Genomic DNA, 15,590 nt, shown 5'->3' on the forward strand with positions numbered 1-15,590 from the left:
GTGAGAGGCGGCCGCGGCTGATTACAGTGCCCGCATGAACAGCAGGACCGCGTCCTTCGACGACCTCGACCGCAAGATCATCACCGCGCTGATGGCGAACGCCCGGAGCAGTTTCGCCGAGATCGGCGCGGCCGTCGGGCTGTCGGCCACGGCGGTGAAGCGGCGGGTCGACCGGCTGCGGGAGACCGGGGTGATCACCGGGTTCACGGCGACCGTGCAGCCCTCCGCGCTGGGCTGGCGCACGGAGGCGTACGTCGAGGTCTACTGCGAGGGCGCCGCCCCGCCCCGGCGGCTCGCGGAGGTGGTCAGCAACCATCCGGAGATCACCGCGGCCATGACGGTGACCGGCGGCGCGGACGCCCTGCTCCATGTGCGGGCGCGGGACGTGGAGCACTTCGAGGGGGTGCTGGAGCGCATTCGCGCCGAGCCGTTCATCCGGAAGACGATCAGCGTGATGGTGCTGTCCCACCTCCTCCCGGAAAGCCCCGAGGCGGGCGCCACCCAGGCCGCACCCGAGTGATCGTCGTTCAAACCCGCGAGGCACGCAGATGTCGTGCGTCCTGGCCGGTGTATACGCAACGATGCTGCGCGAGCACGCAGCTTTTGTCGCTTGTCGCGCCTCGGCCCGAGTTCCTACCGTGGTCTCACCCCCGTGAGTAACACACTGGAAAGCGGAGGAAACCCTCTGTGGCCGAAACCCGTGTGCAGCGCCCCCGGCGCTTCCTGGTCTGCGAACCCAGGCACTTCACCGTCCAGTACGCGATCAACCCCTGGATGCGTCCCGACGCCCCCGTGGACGTCGACCTCGCCCAGTCCCAGTGGCGTGCGCTGATCGACGCCTACCGCACCCACGGGCACACCGTGGACGCGGTCGACCCGGTGCCGGGCCTGCCCGACATGGTCTTCGCGGCCAACGCCGCCTTCGTGGTCGGCGGCCGCGTCTTCGGCTCGCTGTTCCACGCGCCGGAGCGCCGTCCGGAGTCGCTGCACTACGACTCCTGGTTCAAGACGGCGGGGTACGACGTGTACCGCCCGCTGGCGGTGACCGAGGGCGAGGGCGACCTGGTGTGGACCGGCCGGTACGTGCTGGCCGGCACCGGGTTCCGCACCACCCGCGACGCCCACCGCGAGGCGCAGGAGTTCTTCGGCCACCCGGTGATCGCGCTGACCCTGGTGGACCCGTACTTCTACCACCTGGACACGGCGCTGTTCGTCCTGGACGACGACAACATCGCCTACTACCCGGAGGCGTTCTCGGCGGGCAGCCGCGAGGTGCTCCAGCGGCTCTACCCGGACGCGGTGCTCGCCACCCGTGACGACGCGATGGCGTTCGGCCTGAACTCCGTGTCCGACGGCCGGCACGTCTTCATCGCCCCCCAGGCCGAGGTGCTCGCCGAGCGCCTGGCCGCACATGGTTACGATCCCGTGCCCGTCGACCTGTCGGAGCTGCACAAGGCAGGCGGCGGCATCAAGTGCTGCACTCAGGAGATCCGCTCATGACCGCACCCGCGCACGCGCGCACGTCCGCCGACCTGATCCGGGCGGAGGAGCCGGTGCTCGCGCACAACTACCACCCGCTGCCCGTCGTCGTGGCACGGGCCGAGGGCGCCTGGGTGGAGGACGTCGAGGGCCGCCGCTACCTCGACATGCTGGCGGGCTACTCGGCCCTCAACTTCGGCCACCGCCACCCGGCGCTGATCCAGGCCGCGCACGACCAGCTCGACCGGCTGACCCTGACCTCCCGCGCCTTCCACAACGACCGGCTGGCGGAGTTCGCCGAACGGCTCGCCGCGCTGACCGGGCTGGACATGGTGCTGCCGATGAACACCGGCGCGGAGGCGGTGGAGAGCGGCATCAAGGTGGCCCGCAAGTGGGCGTACGACGTGAAGGGCGTCCCCGAGGGGCAGGCCACGATCGTGGTCGCGGCGGACAACTTCCACGGCCGTACGACGACCATCGTCAGCTTCTCCACGGACGAGACGGCACGGGCGGGCTTCGGCCCCTTCACCCCCGGCTTCAGGATCGTGCCGTACAACGACCTGGCCGCGCTGGAGGAGGCGGTCGACGAGACCACGGCCGCGGTGCTGATCGAGCCCATCCAGGGCGAGGCCGGGGTGATCATCCCCGACGAGGGCTACCTGGCGGGTGTGCGGGAGCTGACGCGGCGCAGGGGGTGCCTGTTCGTCGCGGACGAGATCCAGTCCGGGCTGGGCCGCACCGGGCGCACCCTCGCCGTCGAGCACGAGTCGGTCGTGCCGGACGTGCTGCTGCTGGGCAAGGCGCTGGGCGGCGGCATCGTCCCGGTGTCCGCGGTGGTGGCCCGGCGCGAGGTGATGGGCGTACTGGGTCCGGGCGAGCACGGCTCCACCTTCGGCGGCAACCCGCTGGCGGCCGCGGTCGGCACGGCGGTGGTCGGTCTGCTGGAGACGGGAGAGTTCCAGCGCCGGGCCGACGAGCTGGGCGTGGTGCTGCGCGAGGGTCTGGAGGCGCTGCGCGGTCACGGGGTGAGCGGGTTCCGCGCGCGGGGTCTGTGGGCCGGTGTGGACGTGGACCCGGCGCTGGGCACGGGCCGGGAGATCAGCGAGCGGCTGATGCGCGAGGGCGTCCTCGTCAAGGACACCCACGGCTCCACCATCCGGCTCGCTCCCCCGCTGACGGTCACCGCCGACGAACTGCGCTCCGCGCTGGGGACGCTGGAGAAGGTGCTGGGACAGGCGGGCTGAGCCCGCGCGGGCGGGGCCGGGGCCGTGACGGCTCCGGCCCCGCCCGTCCCGGTCACTTCTGGCCGAGCAGGCCCTTCATCTCCTTGATCTCGGGGCTCTGCGCGGCGATCACGTCGTCCGCCATCCGCTTCGCGCGGCCGTCGCGGCCCTGGGCCTTCTCCGTGCCGGCCATCTCCACCGCGCCCTGGTGGTGGGCGATCATCAGGGTCAGGAACTTCCTGTCGAACTCCGCGCCCTCGCTCTTCTCGAGCGCCGTCATGTCGTCGGCGCTCATCATCCCCGACATGCCGGCCATGCCGTCGTGGTGCGTGTGGTCCATGCCGGCCGCCGGGGCCTTCTCGCCCCAGGAGTCCAGCCAGCCGGTCATGGTGCGGATCTCCGGGGCCTGGCCCTTCTCGATACGGGCGGCCAGCGCCTTCACCCGGGCGGAGGCGCCGTGGCCGGAGGCCAGCCGGGTCATCTGCAGGGCCTGCCGGTGGTGCGGGATCATGCCCTGCGCGAAGGCGACGTCCGCGGCGTTGTGGGCGCCGGCCGGGACCGATGCCGCCGGGGCTCCGTGCGTACCGGCGTGCTCGTCCGCGCCGCAGGCGGCGAGGAGGAGGGCGGCACAGGCGGTGGCGGCGCTAAGTGCGGCACGGCGGATCGCGTGAGAGGTGGTCATGCTGGAACTCCTGCTGGTGAAAGGGGATTTGGGCACGCGTGGGGACGGCCGCGCCGGATGGGCCGCGCGCGGTCGTAGGTGCCTCTAGATCCGCAGGAGCTGGAGTTCTGCCAGTGAGGGGGGTGCCCGGGCGCCGTCCGGTGAGGCGGGGGCGCGGGTGCGGGCTTCGCCGCAGGGCTCGGGTGCGCCGAACGGCCCGGCGAGCGGCTCGGGCAGCTCGGGGCCGCCGCTGACCGCACCGGAGGCGCAGGACGGGTCCGCGTGGTGCAGGCGGTGGCCGCCGCAGTGGCCGTCGGGACAGTCGCCGGGGGCGTCGGCGAGGACGCCCGCGTGGACGGCGTGCGCGTGCTCCGGGTGCCCGGTCCCGCCGACCGGTGCCAGTGCGTGCATCCCGAGCAGCCCGGTCAGCACCGCGAGCACGAGCAGGCCGGGCGAGCGCCTCAGGGGCGTTCGCGGGGCGCGCTGGGACGCGGGGCCGGGCATGCCCGGCATCCTACGAGCAGTGTGCGCGGCCGCCTCGGCCGGACCCGCCGCCGGGTGCCGTTCAGCTTCCGGTGCCGGTCTCCGTGGGCGGCCCGCCGTCCCGGCCGCGTCTGCGCGAGCGCCGTACCAGACGTGTCACCGCCGCCCCGGTCGCGGCCGCCGCCCCGGCGCCGAGCGCGTAGGGCACCCAGCGGGGGCGGGGCTCGTCCGGGGTGGCGGTCCGGTCGGGCGGTACGGGACGGGTGCGGTGCCCGCCCGTTGCCGTGGAGGTCGTGCCGGCCGCCAGGGAGGTAGGGCCGCCCGGCTCGCCGGGGTGCCGGTCCCCCGGTCCGGCGGCTCCCCTGCCCTCGGTCACGGCGGGCCGGAGCCGCTCCACTCCGGCGTCCCGGTGGTCCTTGGTCACAGCGCCCCGAAAGGGCCGCTCACCCACTCCCACGGTGCCCCGGCCGCTCAGCCGGAACAGCAGCACCAGGGAGGGCACGATGAGCAGCGCCGCGACGATCGCGACGCCGACCACGACGGCCAGGGTGGCGTCCGGGGCCGCAGCCTCGTTGACCGAGAGGTGGGTGCCCAGGAGGTAGGGCGTCTGGGCCACACCCCAGCCGATCACGACGAGCGCGACGGCGCCCGCCGCCGCGATCCGTGTCCCGATGGTCCGCTTGGCCCGCAGCAGGGCGAGTCCGACCAGGCCGCCGACGGCCGCGAGGACCACCAGGGGCAGCGCCGGACCGACGAGGCGGTCGAAGAGGCGCGGCGAGTCGGCCTGGAGGATGAAGATGCCCGCGATGCTCACCGCGCCGGTGACCGCGCCGGCCATGATCGCCCGGTTGCGGTAGTACCGGTACAGGGTGTGGTCGTCGCGGTGCAGGGCCTCGACCGTCAGATAGGTGGCGGCGAGGTAGGAGCAGGCGAGGATCGCGAGGATGCCGCCGAGGATGCTGGTGGGGTTGACCCAGCTCGACACGGCGTCGCCGTTGCCCGCCGTGGGCACGCGGCCGGAGGCGAGACCGCCCGCGATGGCGCCGAAGCAGTACGGCGTCAGCACGGAGGACAGCGCGAAGGCCGCGCCGTACACCCGCTGCTCCTCGGTGTTGACGGTCGCCTTGCGGAAGGCGAATCCGGCGCCGCGCAGCACGATGCCGAGCAGGGCGAGGACCATCGGGATGTAGAGCGTGGTGGTGATGGCGGCGAAGGCCGAGGGGAAGCCGGACCACAGGACGACGAGGCAGTAGATCAGCCAGGTGTGGTTGGCCTCCCAGACCGGGGCGAGGGAGACGTCGATCAGATGCCGTGGTTCGCGGCCGCGCTTGGCGCCGCCCGCGACGAGGTCCCACAGGCCCGCGCCGAAGTCTGCTCCGCCGAGCACCGCGTAGGCGACGACGCCGATGAAGAGGAATACCGCGACCAGCTCGGCCATTTACAGCACCTTCCCCTCGGAGCGCTCCTGCCGGGAGCCGGGTGTGGAGTCGGGGCCGTAGGGCACGTAGACGTTCTCGTCGCCCTCCTTCTGCCAGCGTCGCTTCATCGACAGCAGCACCCAGATGGCACCGGCGCCGACCGCGGTGTAGAGCACCACCACCCCCGCGAAGGTGGGCCAGAGGTTGCCCTGGGTGGTCACCGCGTCCTGGGTTTTCAGCAGGCCGACGACGATCCACGGCTGCCGGCCGACCTCGGTGGTCACCCAGCCGGCCTCCAGGCTGAGGATGGAGACGATGCCGCACAGGGAGGCGGCGCCCAGGAACCAGCGGTTGGTCTGGAGGGTGTTCCGGCGCTTCCACCAGACCCAGACGAACCAGGCCGCGACGGCCAGCATGAGCATGGAGGTGCCGACCATGATGTCGAACGCCCAGTGCACGATGTTGACCTGTGCGGTGGTGGGTCTGACCTCGGCGGGGACGGCGTCGAGTCCCAGGATGCGGGTCGAGGGTTTGAATCCGGCGAGGATGGAGGCGACCCACGGGACCGGGATGCCGTAGCGGACCTCGCCGTCGATGAGCACCCCGCCGAGGGTCTCGGGTACGTAGGTGCCGGTGGTGGGCAGCAGCTCGATGGCCGCGAACTTGGCGGGTTCGTCGTCGAAGACCTGCCGCGCGATGGTGTCGCCGACGAAGATCTGCACCGGCAGGGCGACCGCGGCGGTGATGAAGCTGATCAGGAAGCCGAGCTTCTGGTAGTGGCCGCGCCGCCCTCTGATCATCCCGATCGCGTAGACGCTCGCCACGCAGAATCCGGCGACGATGTAGGCGGCCAGCAGCATGTGCCAGAACTGGAGCCAGAAGGCGTTGTTGAAGAAGACCTCGCCCGGCCGGACGTCGACGACCTCGCCGTTGCGGACGGTGATGCCGCCGGGCTGGTTCATCCAGCTGTTGGCGGCGATGACGGCGCCCGCTCCGCCGATGCTGGCCAGCGCCACCGGCACGCCCGACCAGAAGTGGGCCCAGGGGGGCATCCGGTCCCAGCCGTAGATGTAGATGGCCACGAAAATCGCTTCGAGGAAGAAGAAAAGCCCCTCGATGGCGAAGGGGAAGCCGAAGGCGGCGCCGTATTTGCCCATCAGCCCGGGCCACAGCAGACCCAGTTCGAAGGAGAGGACCGTTCCGGTGATGGCACCGACCGCGAAGAGCACGGCCGCCACCTTCGACCAGCGCCGGGCCAGCAGGAGCGCGGCCTCGTCCCCCTTGCGCAGACCCCGGTAGTTGGCGATGAGCATCAGCGACGTCAGGGCCACGCCGAAGGGCACCAGGATGATGTGGAAGCCCAGGGTGAAGGCCATCTGCTCCCTGGCCGGCAGGAGCTGGTCCGGCTCGGCGGCGGCCAGGAGCATGGGATACCTGGCCAGGTCGACCGTCAACATGGACGGGCCCTCCTCTTCGCTGGTTCGGCCGGTCTCTCATGAATCTGCCACCATTTCTTCCGTTTCGCCCGCTATGGATGCACCGGACGGGCGGCATGGGGCGCGGCCGCTTCCGCGAATTCGCCGCCGGAGGAGCATGAGCCCGGCCGCGCGCGGTTAGAGGTGATGCACAGGCCGCTGCGGGCGAGGGGGAGCCGTGTTCTACCACTTGCTGAAGTACGTACTGCTGGGTCCGGTGCTCCGGCTGCTCTTCCGGCCCCGGATCGAGGGACTGGACCATGTGCCGGAGTCGGGCGCGGCGATCATCGCCGGGAACCACCTGTCGTTCTCCGACCACTTCCTGATGCCCGCCATCCTCAAGCGCCGGATCACGTTCCTGGCCAAGGCGGAGTACTTCACCGGGCCGGGGATCAAGGGGCGCCTGACCGCGTTCTTCTTCCGCAGCGCGGGCCAGATCCCGGTGGACCGCTCGGGCAAGGAGGCCGGGCAGGCGGCCGTCCGCGAGGGCCTGAAGGTGCTGGGCCGGGACGAGCTGCTGGGGATCTACCCCGAGGGCACGCGGTCGCACGACGGACGGCTGTACAAGGGGAAGGTCGGAGTCGCCGTGATGGCGCTGAAGGCCGGGGCGCCGGTCGTGCCCTGCGCCATGATCGGCACGTTCGAGGCCCAGCCGCCCGGCCGGAAGATCCCGAAGCTGCGCCCCATCACCATCCGCTTCGGCGAGCCGCTGGAGTTCTCCCGCTACGCGGGCATGGAGGACGAGAAGGCGGTCCTGCGGGCCGTCACGGACGAGATCATGTACGCGGTGCTGGAGCTGTCGGGCCAGGAGTACGTGGACCGCTACGCGGCCGAGGTGAAGGCGGAGGCGGAGGCGGCGCGCACCCGCAGGTTCGTCCGGCGGCGCTGACCCGTCCGGGAACGCCGGAGGGGGCGGCCGGGTGTCCGGCCGCCCCCTCCTTCTTGCTCCTGGCTCGCTCCGGGCCGTTACGGCTGGGGCGTGGCGTGCGGTGCGCAGGTGACGTCGGAACCGTCGAGCTTGCCGCTCAGCAGGTAGGCGTCGACGCGCTGGTTGACGCACGGGTTGACCAGTCCGGTCACGCCGTGCGAGCCCGCGCCCTTCTCGGTGATCAGGCGGGAGCCCTTGAACCGCTTGTGCAGCGAGACGGCACCGGCGTACGGGGTCGCCGCGTCGTTGGTGGACTGCACGATCAGCACGGGCGGCAGACCCTTGTGGGTGCCGACCTCGACCGGGGTGTGCTGCTTGGCGCCCCAGGTGGCGCAGGGCAGGTTCATCCAGGCGTTGGCCCAGGTCATGAACGGGTAGTCCTTGTGGAGCCGGGTGTTGTCCCGGTCCCACTTCTGCCAGCTGGTGGGCCACTTGGCGTCGGCGCACTCGACGGCGGTGTAGACGGCGTTGCCGTTCTCCGCGGAGATGTTGCCCGCGGTGTCCGACGGGTCGGGCGCGGCCGCGTCCACCAGCGCCTGGGTGTCACCGGCGACGTACTTGCTGAACGCCGTGGCGACCGGCACCCACGAGGAGTCGTAGTACGGGGCGCTCTGGAAGAAGGAGATCAGCTCGGCCGGGCCGACGACCCCGCCCAGCGGGCTCTTCGCGGCGGCGGCGCGCAGCTTGAGCCACTGGCCCTGCACGGCGGCACGGGTGGTGCCGAGGTGGAAGGCGGCGTCGTTGGCGGCGACCCAGTCCTGCCAGTCCTTCCAGCGGCCCTCGAAGGCGATGTCCTGGTTGAGGTTGGCCTCGTACCAGATGTTCTCGCGCGAGGGGTCGACGACACTGTCGACGATCATCCGGCGGATGTGACCGGGGAAGAGGGTGCCGTAGACGGCGCCGAGGTAGGTGCCGTAGGAGACGCCCAGGTAGTTGAGCTTCTTCTCGCCGAGCGCGGCCCGGATGACGTCGAGGTCGCGCGCGGTGTTCGGCGTGGTCATGTGCGGCAGCATCTCGCCGCTGCGCTCGGCGCATCCCTCGGCGTACTCGCGGGCCAGCTTGCGCTGGGCGCGCTTGTCCGCCTCGCTGCCGGGCACCGGGTCGGCCTTGGGCGCCTTGACGAACTCCTGCGGGTCGACGCAGGAGATGGGCGCGGAGTGGCCGACGCCGCGCGGGTCGAAGCCCACGAAGTCGTACGCCTTGGCGGTGTTGGCCCACAGGGCGCTCTTGGTGGTGACCCGGCGCGGGAAGCGCAGGCCGGAGCCACCGGGGCCGCCGGGGTTGTAGATGAGGGCGCCCTGGCGCTCCTCCTTGGTGCCGGTGTTGCCGATGCGGTCGACGGCGAGCTTGATCTGCTTGCCGTACGGCTTGGCGTAGTCCAGCGGCACGGTGACCCAGCCGCACTGGATGGGCTTCTCCAGCCCCCAGTCGGCGGGGCAGTCCTGCCAGTCGATGCCGGCCTGTGCGGCGCGGGCGGCGGCCGTGGCGGCGCCGCGGGCCTCGCGGTCCTGGCCGTGGCGGCTGTCGGCGCTGGCCGCGGGCGCCGACACCGCGCCGGCTATCAGCGTGGCGGTGACGAGCGCTCCGGCCGAACTGAGCGCCAGCAGACGGCTCTTCGGCTTGTTCTCCCTCAAGGGGCCCCCTCCGTGACTTCACTGCGAGTGGTCAGGCGGGGAATCCTCGCGGCTGTGAGCCGTCTGAGAACAGGGTTGGTCGACCTTCTTTACCAATCCGATAAACGGATGGTCAGTTCCGATCGGCGGTCAGTAGCGACAGCGCCTCGTCCAGGCGGCGCCGGAGGGCCAGCGCGTCGGGCGCCACGGCACTGACGAGGACGGCGGGTCCGGCGAGCGGCATCAGGGCGGTGTCCTCCCCCAGCATCCGGGGTTCCGCCGAGTGCTGCCGCAACTCGGGCGCTACGAGAACCAGTTGACCGACCGAGCGATGTCCCCCGAGCACGGCCGGCCCGTCCCAGCCGCCCGGCGCGCCGGGGCCGCACGACAGCTCCTGGTCCAGCAGTGTGGTGCCCGCGAGGCGGACGGTGAGTCTGCTGGTGAGCCGCCCCGGCTCCTCACCGGCCCGCCCGAGCACCTGCTCCTCGCGCAGGACCAGCCGTGCGCCCGGCGCCAGTTCGGCACGGGTGGTGACGTGCAGGTCGCTGCCCCGGGCCGAGATGAGCTGCTCGGGCAGCCAGCGCAGCTCTCCCCCGGCGGCCACGTCGAGCCGTACGTCGTAGCGTGCCTCGCCCTTGGCCTGGCCGGGCAGGGCGAGGGTGGCGGCGGCCGACCCCAGGTGCAGCCGGGCGCCCTCCCCCACCTGGGCGTCGATCGAGAAGCGGTCGCCGCCGAGCGGGCCGCTCATCGCGCCGACCAGCAGGACGCGGGCCTCGGTGCCGTGTGCGCGGGTGCGGCGCGGGGCCAGCGGGCCGTCGCCCTCCAGCACCGGGAGCGCGGTGCCGCCCCGGCCGTCGGCGCGGGCCTCGATCCGGGCGCGGGCGCGGACTCCGGTCACGCGGTCCACGCCGCGAGCTTCTCGCGCACCCACCCGGCCACCTCGCCGACCCCGCCCTCGACGCGCAACGTCTGGAAGACCACCGGGAGTTCGGCGCGCTGCGCCTTGGCGTCGGCGGCCATCCGGGCGAGGTCGGAGCCGACGTACGGGGCGAGGTCGGTCTTGTTGACCACGAGGAGGTCGGCGGTGGTGACGCCGGGGCCGCCCTTGCGCGGGATGTCGTCGCCGCCGGCCACGTCGATGACGAAGACCTGGGCGTCCACGAGCCCCTTGGAGAAGGTCGCGGTGAGGTTGTCCCCGCCGGACTCCACCAGGATCAGGTCGAGCGGGCCGACGGCGTCCTCCAGGTCCTCCACCGCTTCGAGGTTGGCGGAGATGTCGTCGCGGATCGCGGTGTGCGGGCAGGCGCCGGTCTCCACGGCCGTGATCCGCTCGGGCGGCAGCACGGCCTCGCGCAGCAGGAATTCGGCGTCCTCGCGGGTGTAGATGTCGTTGGTGACGACGGCGAGGGAGAGTTCGTCGCGCAGCGCCCGGCACAGCGCGGCGACGGTCGCGGTCTTCCCCGAGCCGACCGGGCCGCCGAGGCCGATGCGCAGGGCGCGCCGGGTGCCGTCGGGGCGGTGTGCGTCGGCGCCGACGGCCGCCGGGCCGGTGTGGGGGTGGTCGAGATGCATCTACGGCTCCAAGTGCGGTCGGTTCAGGGCCTCTACGAGGCGAAGAGGCGGACGGGCCAGGCCGCGTGTGCCTGGGCGCCGATCTCCAGCAGGGGGGCGGACTCGGCGGGCAGGTCGTCGGCTCCCTCGGTCAGCGCGCGCCGGGCGGCCTCCACGGCGCGGTCCGCCACCCGGTCCAGCTCGGGGGTGAGCCGGGCGAGGACGCCGGTGGCGTCGAACGGGTCGAGGCTGAGCAGCCGCACGGTGGCGGTCGCGGGGCCGCTCACGCTCTCGTACAGCGCGCAGTGGGCCGCGTCCAGGGGTTCGAGGCCGGCCGCGCGGGCGGTGAGGCCCAGGACGACGGGCTGGTGGGCCCCCTTGGGGAACTGCCGTGCCAGATCGTCCAGTTCGGGTGACGGCCAGGTGGCGCGGGCCGCCCGTACCAGCTGACGGCCCAGTCGCCGGGCGGCGGTGCGGAGAGCCGGTGACGGGGTGCGGGCGTCGGCGGCCGCGTCCAACTCCCTTGCGGGGATGCCGAGTACGGCCGCCGCCGCGAGGGAGGCGGCGACCAGGCCGGTGGTGTGCAGGCGTCCCCGGCAGAAGTGCTCCAGGGTCGCGGCGTCGGTGACGCGGCCCGCCTTGACCGCGGCCTCCGCCCCGCCGGAGTGGGCGTGCCCTCCGGCGGGGAAGCGGCCGTCGGCCAGGACGAGCAGCGCGGCTCTTGACATCAGCGGCCTCAGAAGAGGAAGTAACGCTGGGCCATGGGCAGTTCGGCCGCCGGTACCGCCTCGACCAGCTCTCCGTCGATGTGCACGGCGAAGCTGTCCGGGTCGATCCGTACGTCCGGCATGGCGTCGTTCTCGCACAGGTCGGCCTTGGTGACCGCGCGGGTGGAGTCGATCGCCACGAACTCCTTGCCCAGACCGAGTCGTTCGGGCAGGCCGTCCTCGATCGCCAGCTCGGAGACGAAGTTGAGGGAGTTGGCGGCCGGGGCCCGGCCGATGGCGCCGAACATCGGGCGGGGCAGGATCGGCTGCGGGGTGGGGATGGAGGCGTTGGCGTCGCCCATCTGCGCGTAGGCGATCTGGCCGCCCTTCAGCACCAGCAGCGGCTTCACCCCGAAGAACGCGGGCTCCCAGAGCACCAGGTCGGCCAGCTTGCCGGTCTCCACGGACCCGACCTCGGCGGCGAGACCCTGCGCGAGCGCCGGGTTGATCGTGTACTTGGCGACATAACGCCGTACCCGGTGGTTGTCGGCGCGGCCGTCGCCCGGGAGCGCGCCCCGGCGGCGCTTCATCACATGGGCGGTCTGCCAGGTGCGCAGGATGACCTCGCCGACGCGGCCCATGGCCTGGGAGTCGGAGGAGATGATCGAGATCGCGCCGAGGTCGTGGAGGATGTCCTCCGCGCCGATGGTGGACGGCCGGATGCGGGACTCCGCGAAGGCGAGGTCCTCGGGGACGGCCGGGTTGAGGTGGTGGCAGACCATCAGCATGTCGAGGTGTTCCTCGGCGGTGTTGACGGTGAACGGCCGGGTCGGGTTGGTCGAGCTGGGCAGCACGTTGGGCTGCGAGACGACCGTCATGATGTCCGGCGCGTGCCCGCCCCCGGCACCCTCGGTGTGGTACGAGTGGATGCCCCGCCCGGCGATGGCGGCGAGGGTGTCGCCCACGAAACCGGCCTCGTTGAGGGTGTCGGTGTGGATGGCGACCTGGATGCCGGTGCGGTCGGCGACCGTGAGGGCCGCGTCGATGACGGCCGGGGTGGAACCCCAGTCCTCGTGCAGCTTCAGCCCGACGGCGCCGCCCCTGATCTGGGACAGCATCGCCTCCTGCGAGACGGTGTTGCCCTTGCCGAGGAAGCCGACGTTGACCGGGTACGCCTCCATCGCCTCCAGCATCCGGGCGAGGTGCCAGGGTCCCGGCGTGACGGTGGTGGCCTTGGAGCCCTCGGCCGGGCCGGTCCCGCCGCCGACCAGGGTGGTGACACCGGAGGACAGCGCCTCGTCGGCGATCTGCGGGCAGATGAAGTGCACATGGGCGTCGATGGCGCCGGCCGTGAGGATGCGTCCGTTGCCCGCGATGACCTCGGTCTCGGGGCCGATGACGAGGTCGGGGTGGACGCCGTCCATGGTGTCGGGGTTGCCGGCCTTGCCGATGCCGGTGATCCGGCCGTCGCGGATGCCGACGTCGGCCTTGATCACGCCCCAGTGGTCCACGACGACGACACCGGTGATCACGGTGTCGGGGGTGCCCTCGGCGCGGGTGGCGCGGGACTGGCCCATGGACTCGCGGATGACCTTGCCGCCGCCGAACACCGCCTCGTCGCCGGAGGCGCCGGGGCCGCCGGAACGGTCCTCCTCGATCTCGACGAGGAGGTCGGTGTCGGCGAGCCGGATGCGGTCGCCGGTGGTGGGGCCGAACAGGTCGGCGTAGGCGGCGCGGGAGATCTCAGGCATCGAGGACGCCTCCGGTCTCGCCGCGCAGTCCGGGCACGATCCGGGCGCCGCCGAGGGGGACGAGTCCGACCTCGACGGGGATGCCGGGCTCGAAGCGGACGGCCGTGCCGGCGGCGATGTTCAGCCGCTTGCCGCGCGCGGCGGCCCGGTCGAAGTCCAGGCCGGGGTTGGCCTCGGCGAAGTGGTAGTGCGAGCCGACCTGCACGGGCCGGTCGGCGGCGTTGAGGACGGTGAGCCGGGTGACCTCGCGCCCCTGGTTGCAGACGACCGGGCCGTCCGCGAACAGCACTTCTCCGGGAATCATCGCGGCGCCCCTCAGACGATCGGGTCGTGGACGGTGACCAGCTTGGTGCCGTCCGGGAAGGTGGCCTCCACCTGGACGTCGTGGATCATCTCGGGGATGCCGGCCATCACGTCGTCCCGGGTGAGCACCTTGCGGCCGGAGGACATGAGTTCGGCGACGGTACGGCCGTCGCGGGCGCCCTCCAGGATGTGCGACGTGATGAGCGCGACCGCCTCCGGGTGGTTCAGCTTCACGCCGCGGGCCCGGCGCCGTTCGGCCACGTCGGCCGCCACATGGATCAGCAGTCGCTCTTGCTCGTGCGGGGTCAGCTGCACGTCCCACCTCACAGTCCTCGCTCCGGACCGTGCGGGGCCCGGTTGCCGCGGCCACGACTGGGGGCCGGCTCGTGACGAAAACCCCTGGTGGCGTGGGAGCGAAGGCTAGTTCGCCGGCGTTTCGGCGTTGTTAACCGGCGGGTGTTCGGCGCGCCTCCGCCTCAGGAGGTGCCCGGCCGGCGGTGCTCGGCGGCGATGCCGAAGCGCTGCCGCTCCAGCGGCGGGGAGGCGGGGACCTCGTGCACGCCGGAGACGGAGCTGATCACCTGCTCGTCCCGCTCCGGCGCGTCGGAGGCGGCCTGCGCGTCGAGCGCCTCCAGCCGCTCCAGGTCGGCGGCCGAGACCAGCGCGACGAGCGGCTTGCCGTGCCGGGTCACCGTGACGCGCTCACCGCCGTACACCACGCGGTTGATCAGGTCGGCGAGCTCAGCCCTGGCTTGGGTCACCGGAATCTCGTAGGCCATGACCCCATTCTAACGTCACGTACGTCCTGTACATTTTTTACAGAAGCGGGGTCTGAAGCGGCCCCGCCGATCAGGAGGGGTGTGCCATGACCCGATCGAACGCCCGACATGTCCTGCCCGAGTTCACCGAGCGCGAGGGCGGGGTCCGCCGCACGCTCGACCCGTACTCCAAGCTGTTCGAACACCGGATCGTCATGCTGGGCACGCCGCTGGACGACGCGGCGGCGACCGATGTGATCGCCCAGCTCATGCAGCTCGAACACGCCGCCCCGGACCGGGACATCACGCTGTACCTGAACTGTCCGGGCGGCGACTTCCACGCCATGACGGCGGTGTACGACACGATGCGCTACATCAGCTGCGACGTGGCGACGTACTGCCTGGGCCAGGCCGTCTCGGTGGCCGCCGTGGTGCTCGCGGCCGGAGCGCCCGGCAAGCGGTTCGCGCTGCCCGGCTCGCGGGTCGTGCTCCGCCAGCCGGAGCTGGCCGAGCCGGTGCGGGGACAGCCCAGCGACCTGGAGATCCAGGCGGCGGAGATGGTCCGGGCGCGGGAGCTGATGGAGGAGCTGTTCGTCCGGCACACCGGCCGCGACGCCGCCACCGTCCGCGCCGACCTGGAGCGCGAGCGGGCGCTGGACGCCGCCGGCGCCCTGGAGCACGGCCTGGTCGACGGCGTCGTGGGCACCCGCGACCACGTCCCCGGCGCCCGGTGAGCGGGCCGTGCTGCCGGAGGAACTACCACCGCTGCCCGCGCTGACCCGTGCCGAGGGTGAGCTGATCGACCGTTATCTGGAGGCGGCCGACCTGCTGGGCCGGATCAACCCGGCCCGGCACGGCGACACGTACCGGGCCCTCAGGGCGGCGCAGGCACTGGTGCGTACGGCGGCCGCGCTCCGTGACGCGCTCGCACTGATGCACGGGCGGGGCGAGCGGGAGCTGTACGGGGGCACGCTGGCACACGCGCTGCGGGTGCTGGACGGCGAGCGCCGGACCGCGCGCGTCGTGCTCCCGCCCGATGACGGTGGCTGACCCGGACGCCGCCCACGGGCGGACGGCGCCCCGCGCGCCGTCCGCCGAGCCGAAACGGGCCGAACGTGGTACCGCCGACCGGTGTATCTCCGCGCCCGTTTCCGTGCTCGCCGACTTGCGCGCCGCGCGCCCTGCGGGGTGTCCCGTGACCGTGGAAGCCCAGGTCCGGGGCTACGGCATGCAGTTGACG

General features: G+C 72.5%; 18 protein-coding genes. 6 read left to right on the plus strand and 12 right to left on the minus strand.

Translation table 11 applies throughout. The features are described 5' to 3' along the window. Positions 1-34: 34 nt before the first annotated feature. The 3 genes from ABZ898_RS05100 (at position 35) to rocD (ending at position 2,723) form a co-directional block, all read left to right on the plus strand. Entirely contained in the window at positions 35-520 is a 486-nt protein-coding gene (locus tag ABZ898_RS05100; RefSeq protein ID WP_361652883.1) for an Lrp/AsnC family transcriptional regulator, read from the plus strand. Between the two features lie 167 nt (positions 521-687). Beyond that, positions 688-1,500 (plus strand): dimethylargininase, encoded by an 813-nt coding sequence (gene ddaH / locus ABZ898_RS05105; protein ID WP_361652885.1) that lies wholly within the window; start codon positions 688-690, stop codon positions 1,498-1,500. Next, positions 1,497-2,723, plus strand: coding sequence for an ornithine--oxo-acid transaminase (gene rocD / locus ABZ898_RS05110; protein WP_361652887.1), 1,227 nt, complete (start codon positions 1,497-1,499; stop codon positions 2,721-2,723). Before ddaH ends, rocD begins: the two co-directional genes overlap by 4 nt. Positions 2,724-2,775: 52 nt before the next feature. Here rocD and ABZ898_RS05115 read toward each other — a convergent pair whose 3' ends face one another. The 4 genes from ABZ898_RS05115 to ABZ898_RS05130 form a co-directional block, all read right to left on the minus strand. Further along, positions 2,776-3,384: a DUF305 domain-containing protein gene (locus ABZ898_RS05115; RefSeq protein WP_361652889.1), complete on the minus strand. Its 609-nt coding sequence runs from the start codon at positions 3,382-3,384 to the stop codon at positions 2,776-2,778. A gap of 84 nt (positions 3,385-3,468) precedes the next feature. Beyond that, on the minus strand, positions 3,469-3,867 hold the full coding sequence (locus ABZ898_RS05120; RefSeq protein ID WP_361652891.1) for a DUF6153 family protein: 399 nt from the start codon (positions 3,865-3,867) through the stop codon (positions 3,469-3,471). Between the two features lie 61 nt (positions 3,868-3,928). Then, positions 3,929-5,284, minus strand: coding sequence for a cytochrome d ubiquinol oxidase subunit II (locus tag ABZ898_RS05125; protein ID WP_361652893.1), 1,356 nt, complete (start codon positions 5,282-5,284; stop codon positions 3,929-3,931). Continuing rightward, a complete protein-coding gene (locus tag ABZ898_RS05130; protein WP_361652895.1) occupies positions 5,285-6,721 on the minus strand; it encodes a cytochrome ubiquinol oxidase subunit I in 1,437 nt (478 codons plus the stop codon). 196 nt (positions 6,722-6,917) lie between these two features. Between ABZ898_RS05130 and ABZ898_RS05135 the strand changes: the two genes are divergently transcribed. Further along, positions 6,918-7,628, plus strand: coding sequence for a lysophospholipid acyltransferase family protein (locus ABZ898_RS05135; RefSeq protein WP_361652897.1), 711 nt, complete (start codon positions 6,918-6,920; stop codon positions 7,626-7,628). Between the two features lie 77 nt (positions 7,629-7,705). Here ABZ898_RS05135 and ABZ898_RS05140 read toward each other — a convergent pair whose 3' ends face one another. The 8 genes from ABZ898_RS05140 to ABZ898_RS05175 form a co-directional block, all read right to left on the minus strand. After that, entirely contained in the window at positions 7,706-9,301 is a 1,596-nt protein-coding gene (locus ABZ898_RS05140) for an alpha/beta hydrolase (protein WP_361652899.1), read from the minus strand. A gap of 112 nt (positions 9,302-9,413) precedes the next feature. Then, positions 9,414-10,187, minus strand: coding sequence for an urease accessory protein UreD (locus ABZ898_RS05145; RefSeq protein WP_361652901.1), 774 nt, complete (start codon positions 10,185-10,187; stop codon positions 9,414-9,416). Next, on the minus strand, positions 10,175-10,852 hold the full coding sequence (ureG, locus tag ABZ898_RS05150; protein WP_361652903.1) for an urease accessory protein UreG: 678 nt from the start codon (positions 10,850-10,852) through the stop codon (positions 10,175-10,177). Before ureG ends, ABZ898_RS05145 begins: the two co-directional genes overlap by 13 nt. A 32-nt stretch (positions 10,853-10,884) precedes the next feature. After that, positions 10,885-11,559: an urease accessory UreF family protein gene (locus ABZ898_RS05155; protein ID WP_361652905.1), complete on the minus strand. Its 675-nt coding sequence runs from the start codon at positions 11,557-11,559 to the stop codon at positions 10,885-10,887. 8 nt (positions 11,560-11,567) lie between these two features. Further along, a complete protein-coding gene (locus ABZ898_RS05160; RefSeq protein WP_361652907.1) occupies positions 11,568-13,289 on the minus strand; it encodes an urease subunit alpha in 1,722 nt (573 codons plus the stop codon). Continuing rightward, on the minus strand, positions 13,282-13,593 hold the full coding sequence (locus ABZ898_RS05165) for an urease subunit beta (protein ID WP_361652909.1): 312 nt from the start codon (positions 13,591-13,593) through the stop codon (positions 13,282-13,284). The genes ABZ898_RS05160 and ABZ898_RS05165 overlap by 8 nt, the downstream gene beginning before the upstream one ends. Positions 13,594-13,604: 11 nt before the next feature. Then, the gene (locus tag ABZ898_RS05170; protein WP_161147905.1) at positions 13,605-13,907 is read right to left on the minus strand and encodes an urease subunit gamma; all 303 of its coding nucleotides are present in this window, start codon (positions 13,905-13,907) and stop codon (positions 13,605-13,607) included. Positions 13,908-14,068: 161 nt separating this feature from the next. Then, positions 14,069-14,371, minus strand: a complete 303-nt coding sequence (locus ABZ898_RS05175; protein WP_361652912.1) for a type II toxin-antitoxin system Phd/YefM family antitoxin — start codon at positions 14,369-14,371, stop codon at positions 14,069-14,071. Between the two features lie 86 nt (positions 14,372-14,457). Here ABZ898_RS05175 and ABZ898_RS05180 point away from each other — a divergent pair, with 86 nt between their 5' ends. Together ABZ898_RS05180 and ABZ898_RS05185 are read left to right on the plus strand one after the other, a co-directional pair. Further along, positions 14,458-15,084: an ATP-dependent Clp protease proteolytic subunit gene (locus tag ABZ898_RS05180; protein ID WP_361652914.1), complete on the plus strand. Its 627-nt coding sequence runs from the start codon at positions 14,458-14,460 to the stop codon at positions 15,082-15,084. Between the two features lie 7 nt (positions 15,085-15,091). Then, on the plus strand, positions 15,092-15,400 hold the full coding sequence (locus ABZ898_RS05185; protein WP_361652916.1) for a hypothetical protein: 309 nt from the start codon (positions 15,092-15,094) through the stop codon (positions 15,398-15,400). Positions 15,401-15,590: the final 190 nt, after the last annotated feature.

The sequence above is a fragment of the Streptomyces sp. NPDC046860 genome (genome assembly GCF_040645115.1).
In the GTDB taxonomy this organism is placed as follows: Bacteria; Actinomycetota; Actinomycetes; order Streptomycetales; family Streptomycetaceae; genus Streptomyces.